This is a genomic window from Ruegeria sp. CDSB113 (assembly GCF_059611045.1).
Window position 1 is genome coordinate 676,335 of the sequence record NZ_JBXWOU010000001.1, and the last position, 19,973, is coordinate 696,307.

Annotated in this window: 17 protein-coding genes; 12 read left to right on the top strand and 5 right to left on the bottom strand. The window is 57.4% G+C overall.

The window, feature by feature from the left end:
- Window positions 1–37: 37 nt before the first annotated feature.
- The 6 genes from AC2FIS_RS03410 to AC2FIS_RS03435 are packed head-to-tail and all read left to right on the top strand — an operon-like array spanning window position 38 to window position 6,155.
- Window positions 38–1,015 carry an AAA family ATPase gene (locus AC2FIS_RS03410; protein WP_496771957.1) on the top strand — a complete coding sequence of 326 codons (978 nt, stop codon included), beginning with the start codon at window positions 38–40 and terminating at the stop codon, window positions 1,013–1,015.
- Between the two features lie 17 nt (window positions 1,016–1,032).
- The gene (locus AC2FIS_RS03415) at window positions 1,033–1,980 is read left to right on the top strand and encodes a DUF58 domain-containing protein (RefSeq protein WP_496771958.1); all 948 of its coding nucleotides are present in this window, start codon (window positions 1,033–1,035) and stop codon (window positions 1,978–1,980) included.
- On the top strand, window positions 1,977–2,450 hold the full coding sequence (locus AC2FIS_RS03420) for a DUF4381 domain-containing protein (protein ID WP_496771959.1): 474 nt from the start codon (window positions 1,977–1,979) through the stop codon (window positions 2,448–2,450). Before AC2FIS_RS03415 ends, AC2FIS_RS03420 begins: the two co-directional genes overlap by 4 nt.
- Window positions 2,450–3,433, top strand: a complete 984-nt coding sequence (locus AC2FIS_RS03425) for a VWA domain-containing protein (protein ID WP_496771960.1) — start codon at window positions 2,450–2,452, stop codon at window positions 3,431–3,433. Before AC2FIS_RS03420 ends, AC2FIS_RS03425 begins: the two co-directional genes overlap by 1 nt.
- Window positions 3,430–4,935: a VWA domain-containing protein gene (locus AC2FIS_RS03430; RefSeq protein ID WP_496771961.1), complete on the top strand. Its 1,506-nt coding sequence runs from the start codon at window positions 3,430–3,432 to the stop codon at window positions 4,933–4,935. Before AC2FIS_RS03425 ends, AC2FIS_RS03430 begins: the two co-directional genes overlap by 4 nt.
- Window positions 4,932–6,155: a hypothetical protein gene (locus AC2FIS_RS03435; protein ID WP_496771962.1), complete on the top strand. Its 1,224-nt coding sequence runs from the start codon at window positions 4,932–4,934 to the stop codon at window positions 6,153–6,155. The genes AC2FIS_RS03430 and AC2FIS_RS03435 overlap by 4 nt, the downstream gene beginning before the upstream one ends.
- 2 nt (window positions 6,156–6,157) lie before the next feature.
- Here the strand turns inward: AC2FIS_RS03435 and AC2FIS_RS03440 are convergent, their stop codons facing one another.
- Entirely contained in the window at window positions 6,158–6,838 is a 681-nt protein-coding gene (locus AC2FIS_RS03440; RefSeq protein ID WP_496771963.1) for a Crp/Fnr family transcriptional regulator, read from the bottom strand.
- Window positions 6,839–7,032: 194 nt separating this feature from the next.
- Here AC2FIS_RS03440 and AC2FIS_RS03445 point away from each other — a divergent pair, with 194 nt between their 5' ends.
- The 3 genes from AC2FIS_RS03445 to cls all read left to right on the top strand — a co-directional run bounded on the left by AC2FIS_RS03445 (window position 7,033) and on the right by cls (window position 11,128).
- Window positions 7,033–8,643, top strand: coding sequence for an arylsulfatase (locus AC2FIS_RS03445; protein ID WP_496771964.1), 1,611 nt, complete (start codon window positions 7,033–7,035; stop codon window positions 8,641–8,643).
- 73 nt (window positions 8,644–8,716) lie between these two features.
- Entirely contained in the window at window positions 8,717–9,691 is a 975-nt protein-coding gene (locus AC2FIS_RS03450) for an HAD family hydrolase (protein ID WP_496771965.1), read from the top strand.
- Between the two features lie 24 nt (window positions 9,692–9,715).
- Window positions 9,716–11,128 carry a cardiolipin synthase gene (cls, locus tag AC2FIS_RS03455; protein WP_496771966.1) on the top strand — a complete coding sequence of 471 codons (1,413 nt, stop codon included), beginning with the start codon at window positions 9,716–9,718 and terminating at the stop codon, window positions 11,126–11,128.
- Here the strand turns inward: cls and AC2FIS_RS03460 are convergent.
- A complete protein-coding gene (locus tag AC2FIS_RS03460) occupies window positions 11,125–11,559 on the bottom strand; it encodes an ion channel (protein WP_109311846.1) in 435 nt (144 codons plus the stop codon). The genes cls and AC2FIS_RS03460 overlap by 4 nt on opposite strands.
- A gap of 170 nt (window positions 11,560–11,729) precedes the next feature.
- On the opposite strand from AC2FIS_RS03460, the gene AC2FIS_RS03465 reads away from it, so the two are divergent.
- The 3 genes from AC2FIS_RS03465 to AC2FIS_RS03475 are packed head-to-tail and all read left to right on the top strand — an operon-like array spanning window position 11,730 to window position 15,818.
- Complete coding sequence (locus AC2FIS_RS03465; protein ID WP_496771967.1) at window positions 11,730–12,377, top strand: ABC transporter ATP-binding protein; 648 nt, start codon at window positions 11,730–11,732, stop codon at window positions 12,375–12,377.
- Window positions 12,374–14,788 (top strand): ABC transporter permease, encoded by a 2,415-nt coding sequence (locus AC2FIS_RS03470; protein WP_496771968.1) that lies wholly within the window; start codon window positions 12,374–12,376, stop codon window positions 14,786–14,788. The genes AC2FIS_RS03465 and AC2FIS_RS03470 overlap by 4 nt, the downstream gene beginning before the upstream one ends.
- Complete coding sequence (locus AC2FIS_RS03475; RefSeq protein ID WP_496771969.1) at window positions 14,778–15,818, top strand: lipocalin-like domain-containing protein; 1,041 nt, start codon at window positions 14,778–14,780, stop codon at window positions 15,816–15,818. The genes AC2FIS_RS03470 and AC2FIS_RS03475 overlap by 11 nt, the downstream gene beginning before the upstream one ends.
- Window positions 15,819–15,832: 14 nt before the next feature.
- Here the strand turns inward: AC2FIS_RS03475 and AC2FIS_RS03480 are convergent, their stop codons facing one another.
- The 3 genes from AC2FIS_RS03480 to AC2FIS_RS03490 form a co-directional block, all read right to left on the bottom strand.
- Entirely contained in the window at window positions 15,833–16,264 is a 432-nt protein-coding gene (locus tag AC2FIS_RS03480; RefSeq protein ID WP_058271716.1) for a universal stress protein, read from the bottom strand.
- Window positions 16,261–18,870, bottom strand: a complete 2,610-nt coding sequence (locus tag AC2FIS_RS03485; RefSeq protein ID WP_496771970.1) for a TRAP transporter permease — start codon at window positions 18,868–18,870, stop codon at window positions 16,261–16,263. The genes AC2FIS_RS03480 and AC2FIS_RS03485 overlap by 4 nt, the downstream gene beginning before the upstream one ends.
- A gap of 102 nt (window positions 18,871–18,972) precedes the next feature.
- Complete coding sequence (locus AC2FIS_RS03490; protein ID WP_058271718.1) at window positions 18,973–19,941, bottom strand: TAXI family TRAP transporter solute-binding subunit; 969 nt, start codon at window positions 19,939–19,941, stop codon at window positions 18,973–18,975.
- Between the last annotated feature and the right edge of the window lie 32 nt (window positions 19,942–19,973).

Sequence of the window (19,973 nt, forward strand, 5' to 3'; positions counted from 1 at the left end):
GTCAGTTTGGAAAATTGACGCCGATTGGACCCGCCAAATGAATGCACTTAATCAGATAAATGATCTCAAAGCCCGAATGGGACAATCCATTATCGGACAGACTGACGTGATCGACCGCCTGCTGATTGGGATGTTGGCCAACGGAAACTTGCTGATCGAAGGGCTTCCCGGTTTGGCCAAGACCCGCGCGGTCAAGGCAATGGCACGTAACCTGGATGCACGTTTCAGCCGGATTCAGTTCACTCCGGATCTGCTGCCATCGGACGTCACGGGGACCGAGGTGTTTCAACAGACCGATGACGGTGGCACATTCCGGTTCGAGCCAGGCCCTATCTTCGCCAATATCGTTCTCGCGGACGAGATCAACCGCGCCCCCGCCAAAGTTCAGGCTGCGTTGCTTGAAGCGATGGAAGAACGGCAAGTAACGGTCTCGGGAACCACGCATAAAATGGAACCGCTGTTTATTGTGATGGCAACCCAGAACCCGATTGAACAGGAAGGCACCTATCCCTTGCCCGAAGCGCAAATGGACCGGTTCCTGATGCATGTTCAGATCACCTACCCCCCGGTCGAGGACGAAGTTGAGGTGATCCGCTTGGTTCGCGGGGAAGAGATTTCTGCGGGCAAGGGCGCATCCAAAGATACACCACCAGCAATCCCCCAGGACGCCGTATTCGCCGCGCGTTCCGAAATCGGTCAGATCCACGTATCCGACGCAATGGACCGCTACATGGCCGATCTGGTGCAGGCCACGCGGACGCCCGGCGCGTTGAGCGATGAGCTGGCCAGCTGGATCGACATCGGTGCCAGCCCACGCGCCTCGCTGGCTTTGGACAAATGCGGTCGCGCGCATGCCTGGATGAACCAACGCGACTATGTCGACCCCGCCGATATTCGCGCCATCGCACATGATGTATTCCGCCACCGCATCACCCTGAGCTTCGAGGCACAAGGCAGCGCCAAATCTGCGGATGATGTGATTTCGGAAATCCTGCAGCTTGTTGCGCTGCCCTGAAACCAAAGGAACGCCGCGTGTCCCAGACCGCCGCATATCCCGACGACCCGCGCATACACGTTGATGCGGACCACCTTTTAAAGCTGGGTCCAAAGTCCCGCGCGATCAGCCTGCTGCCCCGCCAACCTGCCCGTTCGATCCTAAACGGCCGACATGCCTCACGCCTGCGCGGGCGCGGTCTGAACTTTGAAGAACTGCGGAATTATCTGCCCGGGGACGACATCCGTACCATCGACTGGAAAGTGACCGCGCGCACCGGAGAACCGCATATTAGGGTCTATACCGAGGAACGCGACCGCCCCGCCCTTTTGCTTGTGGACCAGCGCGTTTCGATGTTTTTCGGCACGCAAGTCTACATGAAATCGGTCATCGCGGCCGAAGCCGCGGCGATCGCGGCGCACCGCGTGCTAGGTCAAGGTGACCGCGTCGGCGGAATCGTTTTTGGTGATACCGATGTGGCCGAACACCGGCCCCAACGGCGACCCGCTGCACTGACGCGGTTCCTGTCATCGGTGGGCGCGCTGAATTCAAACCTACGTGCAACGCTGCGGGATGAACCAACCGTGGCGTTGAATGATGTGCTGAAACAGGCCGCGCGGATCGCGCATACCAATACTTTGGTGTGTGTCTTTTCCGATTTCGATGGGCTGAATGAGGTGTCAGAGAAACTACTTAGCAGACTTTCTGCCTCGAATAATCTGATATTGTTCAATATTTCTGACCCCAGTTCGCGTGAACTTGCCCCGAACCTTCGGCTTACGGTGTCCGATGGCGACCGTCAGATTGAGCTCGACAGCTCGGACCCCGGCTTGTCGCACCGAATAAGAACAGCGCTGGAAGATCGCCTTGCTCAACTGCAGACGTGGTCGCGCCGCTATGGGTTTCCGGTCGTGCCTCTGACCACGGCGGAACCAACGCTCGACCAGTTGCTCAAGCTATTTGGTCATCCCGGAGGCCGAAGATGAGCGTCGATGTCGAAGGCAAATCACTGGTTGACCTGCTGGACATGCTGGAACCTGCCCCGGTGCCCGAGCCTATTTCCATGGTGCCCCAAACCTGGGGATGGGTTGTTTTGGCCATAATCCTTGCTGGGTTTATCATCCTTGGCGTTTATGCCTTTCTTCGCCACCGCCAGACGAACGCTTACCGACGCGAGGCATTGGCCGAGCTGTCCGCGTCAGACAATGACGCCGCAAAGATCGCCGAAATACTCCGCCGCACGGCTCTGGTCGCGTATCCACGTCGGAAAGTCGCTGCACTGCATGGAGAAGAATGGACCAACTTCCTAAACCAAACCTCTGATAATGTTACTTTTACTGATGGCGCTAGCCGCCAACTTGTGCAAGCACCATACAGAGATGTAAAAGCCGATCCTGATCTGGAAATCCTCGCGCGAAATTGGATTAGATCACACAAGCGGGAAAGGACAGCGTGATGTTCTCTTTTGCCGCGCCTTGGGTTTTCCTCCTGCTCCCGTTGCCATTTTTAGTGTATCGGCTTGCCCCACCGTATCGCGAAAAAAGCAGCTCGATCCGCATCCCATTCTTTCGCCATGTCGCACAGGCCGCTGGAGTTGAACCCAAGTCAGGATCCGTCATTCCCCGCCGAGCACGGTTTCAGGCCGCCACAATCGCATTAATCTGGCTTCTTTTAGTAGCAGCCATGGCCCGCCCCGAAAAACTTGGTGAACCATTGGTTATCGAAAAGTCAGCGCGCGACGTGGTGCTTGCCTTGGACATTTCAGGATCAATGGACCAGCGGGACTTCACAACAACGGATGGCGCTCCAAAACAACGGCTGGCCGCAGTTAAGGATGTGCTGCGTCAATTTATTGCCGAACGCCAAGGCGACCGGATGGCTTTGATCATCTTTGGTACTCGGGCCTTTGTTCAAGCCCCTTTCACCGAAGATCTGAACAGTTTGAATGGGTTCCTGGACCAAACTCAAGTTGGCATGGCCGGTCCCAATACTGCGCTGGGGGATGCAATTGGTCTGGGCATACGCACCTTTGACTCCAGCGAGGTCGACCAGCGCTTGATGATCGTTCTAAGCGACGGGGCGGATACGTCCAGCCGCATGACGCCGGTAAACGCCGCAGCAATCGCGGCCGAGAAAGGCGTCGTCATCTACACGATCGGCGTAGGTGATCCTGACGCCTCGGGCGAGGACCGGGTTGATCTGGATGCCTTGAAGGACATCGCAAACCGTACGGGCGGCGAATACTTCTTTGCAGATAACGAAGAAGCATTGGCTGACACATACGCACGCATTGACGAACTCAACCCCCGGGTCGTGGAAGCACAAAGCTATAGACCGCGTGAAAGCCTTGCCCATTACCCGCTTGCGTTGGCATTGCTGACAATGCTCATCACTATGACCGGCCAACATGTCATCCAGCGGCGCCGAGGTGCAGCATGAGCGGCGCGTTGGCAGATTTCCATTTCTTGCGAGCCTCTTGGCTGCTGTTCCTCATCCCTATTGCGATACTCTGGTGGGTGATGCGGCCCAAACCCAATTCGCACTCCCAATCCATAACCGGGATCGCGCCGCACCTTGCCGCCGCCCTGACCCTGGGGGCAGAAAACAATAAGCGTGTGTACCCGATAGACGTCGCGATGATCGCAGCAACCCTGGTCACCTTAGCGGCGGTCGGACCCACATGGTCACGGGCCCCGAACCCTTTGGTCGCGGACACGGCACCGCTGGTAATAGCACTGAAGGTCACGGACAGTATGGAGGACCCGGACCTGCCACCGTCCCGGCTGGATCGGGCCAAGTTCAAAGTGACAGATCTTATCAATGCGCGTGTCGGGGCACAGACGGCGTTGATTGCCTACGCCGGAACCCCACACAGCGTTGCGCCCCTGACCGAAGACGCCAACATCCTGCGCCCGCTTTTGGAGGGCCTCGCGCCAGCAGTCATGCCAAAACAGGGGGACGCAGCCGCAGACGCACTGACCCTTGCCGAAACGATCCTGAGCGACAGCGAAACACCCGGAGCAGTCTTGTTTGTTCTGGACGATCTTGACCCGTCTCAACTCTCTGCTTTTGAGAACACAACCGCGCCCGTGTTTTTTCTGACAATGCTGCCGAACGGTCAAGACATCGCTCAGTTAAACGACCTGAGGACCGCGACGATTGTTCCGTTCTCTAACGATGAACGTGATATCAAACGCTTAGAACGTCAAATTCAATCGGCTTACACTGCGGCGCTGGACGACGATGATCGATTGGACTGGCAGGACAGAGGGTGGATGTTGGCTTGGCCCGCCGCGTTTTTGTCGTTGCTTTGGTTCCGGCGCGGTTGGGTGATCCGTTTGGTGTTGCTGGCTGTGTTTTTTACAGCTCCATCAGGGCCCGCAAAGGCCGATGGTTGGCGGGATTGGTTCCTGACCCCGGATCAACAGGGGCAAATTGCGATGAACCAAAAACGCTATGCTCGGGCGGCAGAGCTGTTTGTAGACCCGTATCATAAGGGCTATGCGCAGCTGAAAGCAGGTCAGTACCCCGAGGCCGCTGCGGTTTTTGCCGAACTGGACACGCCTGAGGCCGCCTTTTCCGAAGGCATGGCGCGCATTCGAAACCGCGAGTACAGGCCGGCCATAGCAGCGTTTGAAACAGCTTTGGAGCGTCGACCAGACTGGCCCGAAGCGCAGCACAACCTGGAAGTTTCCAAAGCCATCCTCGAATTCGTTGAAACAACCCGGGAGCAGTCGGACACAGGCGAAGAAGCGGGCATCGGGGCCGATGACACAGTTTTTGACAATGAGGCCGGGCGCGGCGAGGACACGACCATTCAGGCCCCGACCGAAGGTGCGCAGGCTATGTCTGCCGATCAGTGGATCAGCACGATCGACACAGATATGCAGGACTTTCTGCGAAATCGCTTCCTGTTGGAAAATCAGGAGCAACAGCAATGAGATACCTCATATTTCTCATGCTGTTTTTCCCGGCACAGCTGGGGGCGCAGACAGGCGTTCAACCGCAGGTCACAGCCGAGGCACCGACCGATCCGGTTACTGTCGGGCAACCGGCCATCGTACGGATAAAGGTACTTGTCCCCACGTTCATGCCGTCCCCGCCGGTGTTTCCGCCGCTCGAACAAGAAAACCTTCTTGTTCGCCTGCCTGAGCGTGCTTCCGGCCCAATCAGCGAAACTGTGGATGGCGAGACCTGGTCTGGTGTTCAACGCAGCTATCGCCTGTATCCCCTTCGGGCTGGGCCGATTGAATTCGGCAAGCAAGAGGTTGTAGTGACCTTTGCCGATCCCGAAACGAATGCTCCAACAACGGTCACTATTCCCTTGCCCGAAATGACCTTGAACGCCGTTGTACCAGAGGGCGCACGCGATCTGGACCCGCTGATCTTGGCCACGGGTTTCACGGTCGACCAGCAGATCGACGGATCAACCGAAATGGAAAACGGGGGTGCCATCACTCGACGCCTGATCGCCAAAATAGCCGGCACGACGCCTCTTCTGGTGCCTGAATTGATCCCGGACATGCAGGACCCGCTTCTGAGCGCCTATCCGAAAGAGCCACGTTTTACCGAAAGCGAAGACCGGGGTGTTCTGTCTGGCCAGCGCGTTGATGAGATTGTCTATCTTGCGCAGCAAGGTGGCCAGACCCAACTGCCGCCTGTCACGATCCGATGGTACAATCTGGACACCAATCAGGTTGAGAGCATTGATATCGACGCGGTTGATCTAACGCTTGCTTCACCGAAGTGGCAGCCACCGGATGCGGATACGATTTTCAGGTTGCTTGCCTTGGCGGCCGGTTTGACACTGGTTCTTTGGGCATTTGTTCGGTTCCTTGGTCCACGTGTCACAAGTTGGAAACAGGCGCGGCGCGACAGATATCGAATATCTCCGGACTTTGCGTTGGATGCATTGAGGGAAGCCTTGCAAGCCAATGATATTTCGATGTCTTATTCCGCCTTGGAGATGTGGAAGCTGCGAAGCGACACCCCCGGCAAGGCAATTGGGCTGGAAGAACAACTGGCAAGGATCGGGGCCGCAAGATACTCATCCCGCACCGGCTCAAAACCCGAGGCTTGGGCAGCGGCATTGTCCGAACTCAAGGTTATGAAACAGCCGGAACACCGCGCTCGGAACCCATTACCGCCGCTTAACCCGTAAGGTCAGCACTGGCAGGCGGCGATCAACTTGCGCCTATCCTTAAGCCGTACGCGGCCATAACCAAGCTCGATCAATCCCAGCTCTACCAAGTTGTGCAATTTACGGTGTAGCGTAGGCAACGACACTGCCACCATTTCGGCCAGTTCATCCTGTGACACTACGATCCACCCATCGGATTTTGAGGCCCCTTCGTCCAGATGCAGAAGGCGCAAAACCAGCCGTTTTTCCGTGCCTGTCACCGCCAGATTGGCCATGATGCGTAATGCGGTTTGCATGTTTTCGTGCGACAAAGCGTAAAAATCACGAACATATTCAGGCTTGTCGCGTACAAGTCGGTCCAGCCGCAGGGACGGAAAAAACAATGTTCGAGTGCGCTGTGTCGCGACAACGCTGACCAACCTGTTGGACTCGGCGAACAACGCAAGGTCACCGATCCAGAACCCGCCACCTTGCCTGTGCACCACGAATTCCTGCCCGTCATCGGCAGGTGCCGTGATTTGAACGGCGCCATCCAGAATCGCGTAAACCCCGTTGGCCAGATCTCCGTAATGATACAGGGCCTCGCCCTCTTCGAATGATTTCGCGATCCCGCAGTCAAGCAAATCCGATTGAAACCCTGCGCCGCGTGCCCCGAACCACCCCGAGGCAAGCAGCCGCTTTCGATCATGCGGATTATCAAACATTAGTATTCTTCAATCTAATCATATGATAGGTTTCCAGACATTGTCATAGCCTAAGGTACGGCTATTCGATTCTCGACGTAATGTGAAATTTTCCTACCGAGAATCAATGCCTTGTTGGTGGAATAAAAAATCTCCGCCATCAAATGCTGTTAATTCAACGGATCATTAAGATCCGGCCAATTCAGGAGTAAACCATGTCACCACCCATTTCGATTGCAGATAGTTGGCGCGGTACATTGCGCAGATTCGCCGTAGCGTCTGTCGCTGTTGCGCTGGCCCTGCCCGCCTGGGCCCAGGATCAAAAGCCCAATATTCTTGTGATCTGGGGCGACGACATCGGACAATCCAACATCTCGGCTTATACGATGGGCCTGATGGGATACCAAACTCCGAACATCGACCGTGTCGCGAAAGAGGGTATGATCTTTACCGACTATTATGGTGAACAATCCTGCACCGCCGGTCGCTCATCATACATTATGGGCCAGTCCGTCTTCCGTACGGGCCTGTCCAAAGTCGGTCTGCCGGGTGCTGATCTGGGAATGCAGGTCGAAGACCCGACTATTCCGGGATTGCTCAAGGACCACGGCTATGTGACTGGTCAGTTTGGTAAGAACCACCTTGGCGACAAAGATGAGCATTTGCCGACAAACCACGGTTTTGATGAGTTTTTCGGAAATCTTTATCACCTGAACGCCGAAGAAGAACCTGAGAATGAAGACTATCCGGGCGATGCGGTTCTGGCCGACGGTCGTACTTTCCGTGAAGCCTATGGCCCGCGAGGCGTGATCAAATCCAAAGCGGACGGTACCATCGAAGACACCGGGCCGCTGACCAAGAAGCGTATGGAAACCGTTGACGATGAAACCGTCGCAGCCGCGATTGACTTCATCAAACGGGCCAATGAACAAGGCCAGCCCTTCTATGTCTGGTGGAACGGCACGCGCATGCATTTCCGTACCCACGTCAAAGATGAAATGCGCCAACAGGCCAACGAGATCTTTGGTGGCGTTGCTGACGAATACACCGCTGGCATGATCGAACACGACATGCATGTCGGGCAACTGCTGGACCTGCTGGACGAGCTTGGCATCGCGGACAACACCATCGTGCATTACTCGACCGACAATGGTCCGCACATGAACACGTGGCCGGATGCTGCTGCGACACCGTTCTGGGGTGAAAAGAACACCAACTGGGAAGGCGGCTGGCGCGTTCCATCGATGGTTCGCTGGCCTGGTCAGATCGAAGCAGGCTCGATCACCAATGAGATCGTGCACCACATGGACTGGCTGCCGACATACCTGGCGGTTGCTGGCGATCCCGATATCAAGGAAAAGCTGAAAACTGGCTATAGCTCGTCCGGTATGGGCCGTGACTACAAGGTGCATCTGGATGGATACAACATCCTGCCCATGCTGACCGGCGAAACAACCGAAAGCCCACGCGCCGAAATTTTCTATTTCTCGGATGATGGTGATCTGACGGCGCTGCGCTATGACGACTGGAAGCTGATCTTCCTTGAGCAGAAAGCATGGGCAACCCTGCGCGCCTGGATCGAGCCCTGGACCGAGCTGCGTATACCGTTGATCGTGAACCTGCGTCGTGACCCTTATGAGCGCGCCTATCGCACCTCCAACACATATTATGACTGGTTGTTGGATCGGGCGTATTTCCTGGTTCCGGCACAGGAATACGTGGGCAACTTCCTGGCAACCTTCCAGGAATTCCCGCCGCGCCAGAAAGCGGCAAGCTTCAACCTGGATCAGGTCATGGACAAGCTGACGACACCAACAAACAACTAAGTCGTATCTAAAATCCAATCGGGCCGCCCCTTAAAAGGCGGCCCTTTTCATCTTGAAATCGAACGAGAAATTCATGCGACATTTTGTTCTAAGCGCCCTGCTGTCCTGTGCCCCTCTGTGTCTGCTTGCTGATCCTCTGCCCAGTTGGACCGAGACCGAAAGCAAAGACAGGATCATCGAGTTTGTCACCGCCGTGACCGACCCACAGCGCCCTGAATACGTGACGCCAGCAGAAAGAATCGCCGTTTTCGACAATGACGGCACGCTTTGGGCCGAACAGCCTGTGTATTTTCAACTTATCTTTGCTATGGACCGGCTGGCTCAGATGGCCGGTGATGACCCTTCGATCCTGACTACGCCCGTTTTGCAGGCCGCTGCGACAGGCGATCTGAAGACGGTCGCGGAAGGTGGTCATGATGCCTTGATCGAGGTGTTGAATGCCTCTCATTCCGGCGTCACGGTCGACGAGTTCCAAAGCGCCGTCGCCGACTGGCTGGAAACCGCCCGGCACCCGGAAACCGAACTGCCCTATGACCAGATGACATATCAGCCGATGGTCGAGTTGCTGCGGTATCTGCGAGACGAAGGGTTCAAGACCTACATCGTCTCCGGCGGTGGTGTGCACTTTATGCGCGTCTTCGCCGAAGACGCCTATGGCATTCCGCCCGAACAGGTTCTGGGTACATACATGGACACCACTTATGACAGCGCGGAAGGAGAACCGGTCATTACCAAAGCTGATGGCATCGCTTTTGTGGACGACAAAGAAGGCAAACCGATCAACATCGAGCGGACGATCGGTAGACGCCCGATTCTGGCCGGGGGAAATTCGGATGGCGATTTTGCCATGTTGGAATGGACCACCGCAGGCGATGGGCCACGGTTGGGAGTTTTGATTCACCATACCGATGCTGAACGTGAATGGGCCTATGACCGGGAAAGCCCAATCGGCAAACTGGTCGATGGATTGGACAAAGGGCCAGACATGGGTTGGGTGATTGTAGATATGGCGCAAGACTGGTCGCGCATCTACACTGGGGCGAACTGAACCACCACGGAGCCCGATAACCCTATGTGGACACTGTTTGTTTCCGCCTTCGTCTTTGCGCTTTACACAACAGCAGTTTTCTTTTCTGTGCGCGCGGCCCAAACCGCGCGGACACCTCAGGGCGCGGTCGGATGGGTGGTCTTTCTGATCTCGGCACCGATGTTTGGCGTGCCGCTTTACCTGTTTTTGGGACACCATAGATTTCGGGGCTACCGTATCGCGCGCAAGGAAAGCCAGCGCGTGGTTCAGGGGATAAAGACCTTCGCCGACTACTCAACGCCCGATGCCGACAAATTGCTTATCAACCCCAAACCGTTCGAGGCGCTGGCGCATATGCCTGTGTCGCGCGGCAACGGGGCAGAGCTGTTGGTGGATGGGCAGGCCACCTTTGACGCGATTTTTGAGGCCATCGACGCGGCCAAGACTTACGTCCTGATCCAGTTTTATATCGTTCGGGCCGATGCCTTGGGTCAGAAACTGAAAGACAAGCTGATCGAAGCGGCCAAACGCGGTGTCAGCGTCCGGTTCATGATGGACGCCGTCGGCAGTTACGCCCTGTCCAATGACTACATCGAAGAGATGCGCGAGGCCGGTATCGCCGTTTCGGATCCACATGAACAACGCGGACCAAAATTCCGTTTCCAGTTGAACTACCGCAACCACCGCAAAACCGTGGTTATCGACGGCGAAACGGGATTCATCGGTGGTCACAACATCGGCGTCGAGTATCTGGGCCAGGACCCGCATTTCGGACATTGGCGCGACACCCATGTCAGGTTGACCGGCCACATTGTCAGGCAATTGCAGTTGATCTTCATCGAAGACTGGCACTGGGCGCATGAAGAAGATCTGATCGACCAGTTGGATTGGGCTGGGTCCGAGGCGGACCAGGATATCAACGCGCTGCTGGTTGCAACAGGCCCAGGCGATGAAACCGAAACCGGGTCGATGATGTTCTTCGCCGCCATCACTGAGGCGCGGAACCGAATCTGGATCGCGTCACCCTATTTCGTACCTGACATCGATATCATGACTGCCTTGAAACACGCAGCATTGCGCGGTGTCGATGTGCGCATTCTTGTTCCTGATGTCATTGATCACCGCCTGCCGTGGCTGGCGGCTTTTGCCTATTTTGATGAAGTTCGCGCCTGTGGTGCACAAGTCTTGCGCTATACGGACGGGTTCATGCATCAAAAGGTCTTCGTTGTGGATGACTCACTGGCCGCAGTGGGCACGACTAATCTGGACAATCGATCATTTCGGTTGAATTTTGAGGCAATGGCCCTGTTCTTTGATCCCCAGACCACAGCCGCAGTCGATGCGATGCTGCAAAAAGACTTTGCCAAAAGCTATGAGCTGACGCGCTATCTGGAACAGCAGCCAGTTTACATACGCCTTGGCGCTCCGCTGGCGCGATTATTCTCACCCATCCTTTAGGCCATGAACCTTTCCTGAAACACCCGGGTCATAAGGGCGACCATGTAGGCCGTGGACAACCCAAAGGCCAACAGGCCTGTAACTGCAGCAAAAGTACCGAAAATCCGCAGATCTTCACCCAAGACGATGTCGCCGTAGCCAAGCGTTGTGAACGACACCAGCGAGAAATACAGCGCCGTATTCCAGTCGGGCAATACATCGCCAAACACCCAGACGATGGCCCAAATCCAGACCTGAATGGTGTGGGTCGCGACAATAAAGGCAAGTGCGGTTGCAATTGGACCGGCCGTTGCCAAAATGGCACCTCTGGCTTCCCAACGCTCGATCAGCCTGTTGATGGCCAACGTGCACATGGTCAGAAGAAAGATTTCGACCAGAAAGCAAAGCCCGAGAAACGTGCTGCCCCAAAGGATCTGCTGTGACAAGGTCATGTTTTCGCATCCTGAATTGTACCGACGACGGATCGCCTCACAATGACCTGCACTTCCGGCTGAGACAACCCGCTCACCCATGTTCATAGTGCGGCGAAAGGAACCTATGGCGCGTCAACGCTGGACAGTTGGCGAAACTGTTGCAAATCCTTGTAAAAATGAGGGCGAACATGCTTGTGATATTTGACAAGGTTCAAAAATCCTATCCCGGTGGTCGGCCGGTCCTGCGCGACGTGTCATTGTCGCTGGATCGCGGCCAAACGCTGGCCCTGACCGGCGAAAGCGGCAGCGGTAAAAGCACCCTGCTGAACCTCGCGGCCGCATTGGACACTGTGGACAGCGGGGAAATCACACTGGACGGCGTAGCCCTGTCGCAATTGGATGATCCAGGCCGGGCCGCCCTGCGCCGCACGTCCTTGTCGCTGGTGTTTCAGCAATTCAACCTGATCCCATCTTTGACAGCAGGTCAAAACCTGTCGTTTCATGCCCGTTTGGCCGGGTGCCACGACCCCGATTGGTGCGCGCATCTGGCCCAGCGGATGGGCCTTTCCGATCTGCTTGATCGATATCCCGAGAACCTGTCGGGCGGACAACAACAGCGCGTTGCCATCGGTCGTGCCATAGCCGCCCGGCCCAAATTGCTACTGGCGGATGAACCTACGGGAAACCTGGACGAAACCGCCAGCGCCACCGTTCTTGACCTCATGTTGGCTCTTGTTGCGGATACCGGGGCCGCGCTGCTTTTGGTCACCCATTCGCACGAGATTGCGGCCCGGCTGGATCGACGTGTGCATCTGTCTGGCGGGCTTATCGCATGACGCTGACCGTCATTCAGGCGCTGGCCTCTCATTGGCGGGCGCACCGGCTGCAACTGGCGACCCTGCTGATCGGCCTGGCCCTTGCAACCGGGCTCTGGTCAGCGGTGCAGGCCATCAATGCCGAGGCTCGTGCCAGCTATGACCGGGCCGCTGATCAACTGGCGCTAGGTCGGTTTGACGAATTGCACAACCCCGCCGGTCCAATCCCCCTGTCGCGTTACGTCGAGCTAAGGCGCGCGGGCTGGCAGGTTGCTGCGGTACTGGAAGGCCCATTGCGGGTTCAGGGTCAGACATTACGGGTCCTTGGCGTTGATATGGTGGCCTATCCCGCCCTACCCGCCGTCACGCAGATGGAACAAAGCGTCACGCCACCCGACCCTGCCGATATGTTGACCGCGCCGGGGCGATTGCTGACGACCCCGGTTTTGGAGCCGCTATTGGCCGGCCAGACCGGTTTGCCTCCGATCCTGATCAGCGATGCCTTACCGCCCGATCTGATCCTGACCGACATCGGTGTGGCCGAGACGTTACTGAAGAAGCCGGGAGAGATTTCGCACCTGATCATTTTACCGGATCAGCCCGGTTCAATTCCACCGCTGTCGACTATTGCCCCCGAACTGGAGCGGGTCCCGGCACAGGAACAACTGGATACCGCACAACTGACCGACAGTTTTCACTTGAACCTGTCCGCCTTTGGCCTGCTGTCCTTTGCGGTGGGTCTGTTCATCGTGCACGGAACCGTGGGCCTGGCCTTTGCCCAGCGGCGCGGCATGATCCGGACCCTGCGCGCTTTGGGCGTTTCGATGCGGCGGCTGGTTTGGCTGATCATGGCTGAGCTTTCCGTGCTGGCGATTGCCGGCGGAATACTCGGTTTGGTGTTGGGCTTTTTCCTCGCAGGCGCTCTGTTGCCGGATGTGGCTGCAAGTTTGCGCGGACTTTACGGCGCACCTGTCAGCGGCCAGATCTCATTGCAACCACAATGGGCACTGTCCGGGTTGGCGATGGCCTTGGGTGGCACTTTTCTGGCCAGCGGACACGCCTTGTATCGCCTGTCGCGAATGCCGATCCTAAGCGGCGCAGGCTTGCAGGCCTGGCGTAGCACAGCTTCGGGTAGCTGGGTCGTCGCCCTTGCCGGTGTCGCCGCTATCGTCGGGGGCATTCTGACCCTGCTGTTGGTCGGAGGGTTGGTGGCCGGCTTCGTCATGGTGGCCGGGTTGCTGGTCGGCTCTGCCTTGGTATTACCCTATGCCTTGTCGCGTGTCCTGATCCTGTTTCAGCGCTCAGCGAAGGGGCCGATCGCCCAATGGGTCTGGTCGGACATGCGCGCCCAACTGCCGGGCTTATCTTTGGCGCTGATGGCCCTGTTGCTGGCGCTTGCCGCGAATATCGGCGTCGGCACAATGGTTTCCAGCTTTCGGCTGACCTTTACCGGCTGGCTGGATCAGCGTCTGACATCCGAGCTCTACATCACCGCTGCCACCGATCAGCAGGGTCAGGACATCGCAGAATGGCTGAACCCGCAGGTAGATGCCATCCTGCCGATCCGAAGCGTTGAACTGGCGCATTCGTCGGGACCCTTGTTTCTCTATGGTATCATCGACGATCAGACTTATCGTGAGAAATGGCCGCTTATCAGCACCTCGGAACGTGTTTGGGACCGGGTCCACGACGGAACCGCTGTGCTGATCAACGAACAACTTGCCCGCCGGGAAAACCTTTGGCCTGGCGACTCTTTGGCCATCACACCCGCCGACACGATGACCATCGCAGGTGTCTATTCGGACTATGGCAACCCAACCGGTCAGGCCATCGTTTCTATGGCCCAACTTGATCAGATCGCGCCCGGTGCTGAAGCGCGCCGGTTTGGCATTCGTGTCGCGCCTTATCGGGCCACGGATCTGGCCCAGGCCTTGCGCGAGCAGTTCGACCTGCCCCGCCGAGCAGTCGTCCAGCAAGCTGCAATGAAGGCGCAATCCATGCAGGTGTTCGAAAAGACCTTCGTTGTTACCTCGGCCTTGAACATCCTGACGCTAGGGGTTGCAGGGTTCGCCATTCTGACCAGCCTGCTGACGTTGTGGACGCAGCGCCTGCCGCAAATTGCGCCCGTCTGGGCGCTCGGGCTGACACGTGCAGAACTGGCCCGGCTTGAACTTTTGCGCAGCGTGCTGCTGGCCGCTTTGACCGCCTTGCTGGCTCTGCCGCTGGGGTTGGCTTTGGCGTGGACCTTGCTGACTGTCATCAACGTCGAGGCGTTTGGCTGGAGGCTGCCGATGTACCTGTTCCCTGTCGACTGGGTTTATCTGTTGGGTTTGACCCTGCTTGCGGCAACCGTTGCCGCGGCCCTGCCTGCCGCGCGTTTGCTGCGCCTGCCGCCTGCGGATCTACTGAAGGTGTTTGCCAATGAACGTTAGGATCTGGCTTATAGTCTTGCTGCTGGCCGTGCCGGGCATTGCCTGCGCGCAGGGATACGCAGGCCTGGGCGGTTCGGCTGAAGGGTTCACTGTGCCCCAGCCGGAGTATGCGTTTCAATTCCCGCAGGATCATGGCCCCCACCCGGACTACCGGATCGAGTGGTGGTATCTGACAGCAAACCTGAAAGGTGAAGACGGGCGCGATTACGGTATCCAGTGGACCCTGTTTCGGTCGGCACTGAAACCGCATGAGGTCGAGGGGTGGCAAAGCCCGCAGATATGGATGGGCCATGCTGCGGTAACCACGCCCGACAAACACTATTTCGCGGAGCGTCTGTCGCGCGGCGGCATCGGTCAAGCAGGGGTTACGGCAGCGCCATTCGAGGCGTGGATCGACGAATGGCACATGCGCGGGTCAGACCCAAACGTGGTCAGCCTTTCTGCGAACGGCGCGGATTTCGGCTATGACTTAAAGCTCGAAGCCAACGGGCCGTTCGTTTTTCACGGCGAGGACGGATATTCGGTGAAATCCGGCGACGGGCAAGCCAGCTATTACTATTCCCAGCCGTTTTACGAAGTCGAAGGCGTCTTGCGCCTGCCGGGTGGAGATGTCGCCGTCACCGGACAAGGGTGGCTGGACCGCGAATGGTCATCACAACCTTTGGCCGCAGATCAAAGCGGCTGGGACTGGTTTTCGCTCAGCTTTGACGATGGCGACAAAATGATGGCTTTTCGGTTACGCGGCGACCGAGATGATTTCACCGCGGCAACGTGGATCGCCGCCGATGGTACGACGACTGCGATCACCGATGGTTCGGTCGCGTTCGAGCCGCTGAGGACCGCGCCCGTTGCTGGCCGCGACGTACCTGTCCGATGGCGCGTCACATTGCCTGACCGGGATCTGGACGTCGAGGTATCAGCGCTGACACCCGACGCGTGGATGGCCACCCGGTTTGAATACTGGGAAGGTCCCGTCCAGATCAGCGGCAGCCATTCCGGACGGGGATATCTTGAGATGACAGGGTACTGATCCGCCCAGTTTTCTTAGCGCACCACGTAGACAGAGACGTCTGAATGCCGCACGACCCGTGCAGCATTCGGGCCCAGCAGATAGTCTTTCAAGTCGGGTTTGTGCGCACCAATCACGATGAGATCGCTACCAGCACTGTCCGCAGTTTTCAGGATTTCCTGATAGGCAGTACCCGTCGCGACCACGTGGCGGATCTTTTCATTCCGATCCGCCCCCAGTGTGGACACGCACATCTCGGCCAGTTTGGTATGTGCCTCTTCCAGCGCCTTGTCGTGAAAATCACTTTCGAAAAAGCCAGACACCCAGCTTTCTCCGAAATCCGGCAGGACCGTCACCACATCCAGTTGAGCACCCTCCTGATCGGCCAGCTTCGCAGCTTTCTTCAGGACATGCGTATCAAGATCGCCGTTGCTGATATCGACGGCACAGAGAACAGCGTTTGTCATGCGGTCACCTCTTGTCTTGCGGCGCGGCCGCGCTGAAGGAAAGCGATCAGTCCCAGCAAGAGCATTGCCGGAATGTAGATCAACTGTTTCGGTGGCTGGCTGGCTGGCAAGCTGACCGAGGTCAGACGGACGGCCTCATCTCCGTAGTAATCGAAGATATCCAGATCATCCGCGACCGGAGTTCCGAACAGCGGCTCTTCCAGTTTGACCAGCCCGTCTTCCTCAAGCAGCAGCAGGCCCATCGCGTCGACACGCGCTTGCCCACCCTCTTCGCTGCCAACGGGAACGACAACCGTGGTGTCCGTCATCTCAAGCGTGTCAAAGTCTGGCCCGCTGATGACCATGCGCACCTCGGTACCCGGAGGTGTTTCGCCGATGGTCTCCACAAACGCAGCAGGCTCGACCGAGGTAAACGGCGGCGCGATGCGGTTCATGAAGAAGTCTGGCCTGAACAGCGCGAACGCCACAAGGATCAGCGCGATGCTTTCATAGATGCGGCTGCGGGTCAGGAAGTAACCCATTGTGCCGGCTGTGAAGACGAGGATGGCGATTGTCGCAAATATCGCCACGGTTATGCCTTCGACCCACGTCACATCGATCAGCAGCAGGTCCGTGTTGAAGATGAACACGAACGGCAAGGCCACGGTGCGCAGGCTGTAAAAGAACGCAATGAAACCGGTTTTGATTGCGTCACCACCGGATACTGCAGCGGCCGCAAAGCTCGCCAATCCAACCGGCGGGGTCACGTCAGCCATGATCCCAAAGTAAAAGACGAACAGGTGCACTGCGATCAACGGAACGATAAGTCCGCTTTGCGCACCCAGCTCAACAACCACACCAGCCATCAGCGAACTGACCACAATATAGTTTGCGGTGGTCGGCAGGCCCATGCCCAGGATCAGGCTCAGCAGGCCGACCATAATCAGCATCAGGATCAGGTTGCCGCCTGACAGGAACTCAACCAGGTCGGCCATCACTTGTCCGACACCAGTCAGCGTCACAGTGCCCACGATGACGCCGGCTGTTGCCGTTGCCAGCGCGATACCAATCATGTTCCGCGCGCCGTCGATCATGCCCTGCCAAAGGTCAGCGACACCATCAATGAACGTGTTGTAGACGTTGCTTTGCCCGCGGAATATCGCCTTGAGCGGCTTCTGCGTCAGCAGGATCACGAAGAGCAGCGTCGTGGCCCAGAAAGCCGACAGACCCGGTGACTTCTGCTCGATCATCAGGAAGTAGACCAGCACGATGATCGGCAACAGGTAGTGCAGCCCAGCTTTGTAGATGTCGGCAATGACCGGCAAGGTCACTTCTTTGGCGTTTGGATCGTCCGGCTCAAGATCCGGCACCTGAGCGGCCAGATACAGCAGTGCCACATAGATGGCGCAGATGATCAGGCTGAGGACCAGCCCAGCCGATGACGGCACCCAGTTTGTCACCGCTTCGACCGGGAATTGAGAACCGTAGCACAGCCCGGCAAAGACCAGGAAGAAAGACAACATACCGACAACCGTGCGCGCCAGCTTTACGTCGCGGTCGCCCAGCGTAGGCATATTCCGCTTCACGGCCTCAAGGTGCACGATGTAGACCAGCGCGATGTAGGAAATCGCGGCAGGCAGGAAGGCGTGGGTGATCACCTCGACATAAGAAATGCCGACATATTCCACCATCAAGAAGGCCGCAGCCCCCATCACGGGCGGCATGATCTGGCCGTTCACGGATGAGGCAACCTCGACCGAGCCCGCCTGTTCACTGCTGAACCCAACGCGCTTCATCAGCGGGATGGTGAATGTACCGGTTGTCACAACGTTGGCGATGGACGAACCCGAGATCAGGCCGGTCGCGGCCGAACCGACAACGGCGGCTTTGGCTGGGCCACCGCGCAGGTGCCCCAAGGCACCGAAGGCCATCTTGATAAAGTAGTTCCCCGCCCCGGCCTTATCCAGCAAGGCCCCGAACAGAACAAACAGGAAGACGAATTTGGTCGAAACCCCAAGCGCGATACCAAACACGCCCTCGGAGGTGATCCACATATGGCTCATGGCCTTTTTCAGGCTGGCGCCTTTCCAGCGGATCACTTCGGGAACCCAATCAGAGGAACCGAAGAAAACATACACTAGGAATATCGTCGCAATGATCGCCATTGCGGGGCCAAGCGCACGACGCGCGGCCTCGAACAACAACAGCAGACCAACAAGGGCGACCCATTTGTCGGTGTCATCCGCAAGACCGCCTGCATCGACGATCTTGTTGTAAAAGAAATAACCATACAGCGCGACAAACGCGCCCAGCAGCCCCATGATCCAATCCTGAACCGGGATATAGTTGCGCGGGCTTGATTTCAGCGCCGGATAGGCTGCAAAGGCCAGAAACAACGCAAAGGCCAGGTGAAACTGCCGCGCGTTGTTCACAACGCTGCCGGGCAGAACATAGTTCGCCAGAGGCGAGGCCAGGACGACCTGAAAGATCGACCAGATCGCGGCCACAACGGCCAGGAATACCCCGACATTACCGACCGGATTACGTCCACCCGCATCGGATGAGGCCACAAGATCCTGTAGCTCTTCTTCGGATAGCGGACGATTGGATTGTGTGTCGGAACTCATGAATTGTCTCCCCGTCGCGGCCATTTTTGGCCTTCTGAACCACCCGATTTGTTCGGGTTTGGGTCGCAGGGCGCCCGTTGGGCACCCCGCTTTAGGTCTGGCTTACTGAACCCAGCCTTTTTCTTTGTAGTACTTCTCGGCGCCCGGATGCAGCGGAGCCGACAGGCCATCTGCAATCATCTCTTCGGGCTTGAGGTTGGCAAATGCAGGGTGCAGCTTTTTGAAATCGTCGAAGTTTTCGAAGACCGAGCTGACAACCGCATAAACCGCGTCATCCGACACGTCTGCCGAGGTCACGAAGGTCGCGCCAACGCCAAAGGTCGAGGTGTCGCCATCCGAACCACGGTACATGCCACCAGGGATTGTCGCAGTACGGTAGAACGAGTTGTCGTCAACCAGCTTGCTGACGGCGTCGCCGCTTACGTTCACCAGAACCGAGTCACAGGCTGTAGTCGCTTCCTGGATCGAACCCGACGGGTGACCAACAGTGTAAACCATCGCGTCGATCTGGTTGTCACACAGAGCCGCCGACTGTTCAGCCGCTTTCAGCTCGGTCGCCAGTTCGAAATCGTCGGTGGTCCAACCCATTTCGCCCAGCAGGACTTCCATCGTGCCGCGCTGACCGGAACCGGGGTTGCCGATGTTGACGCGCTTGCCCTTCAGGTCTTCGAAGTTGGTGATGCCGGAATCGGCACGTGCAACAACGGTGAATGGTTCGGGGTGTACCGAGAAGACGGCGCGCAGGTTTTCAAAGGGGCCGGCCTCTTCGAATTTCGAGCTGCCGTTATACGCGTGGTACTGCCAGTCGGACTGAGCGACACCAAACTCCAGCTCGCCTTCGCGAATGGTGTTGATGTTGTAAACCGAACCACCAGTCGACTCGACCGAGCAACGCACACCGTGTTCTTTGCGGCCTTTGTTCACCAGACGGCAGATCGCGCCACCAGTCGGATAGTACACGCCGGTCACACCGCCGGTACCAATGGTGATAAACTCTTCTGCATAAGCGGCCGGAGCCATAAGAGCAGCGGTAACGACCGCGCCCAGGCTAAGCTTGCTGCTATTTTTCATTTTTGAGAACTCCCAACTCTTATTGTGGATGA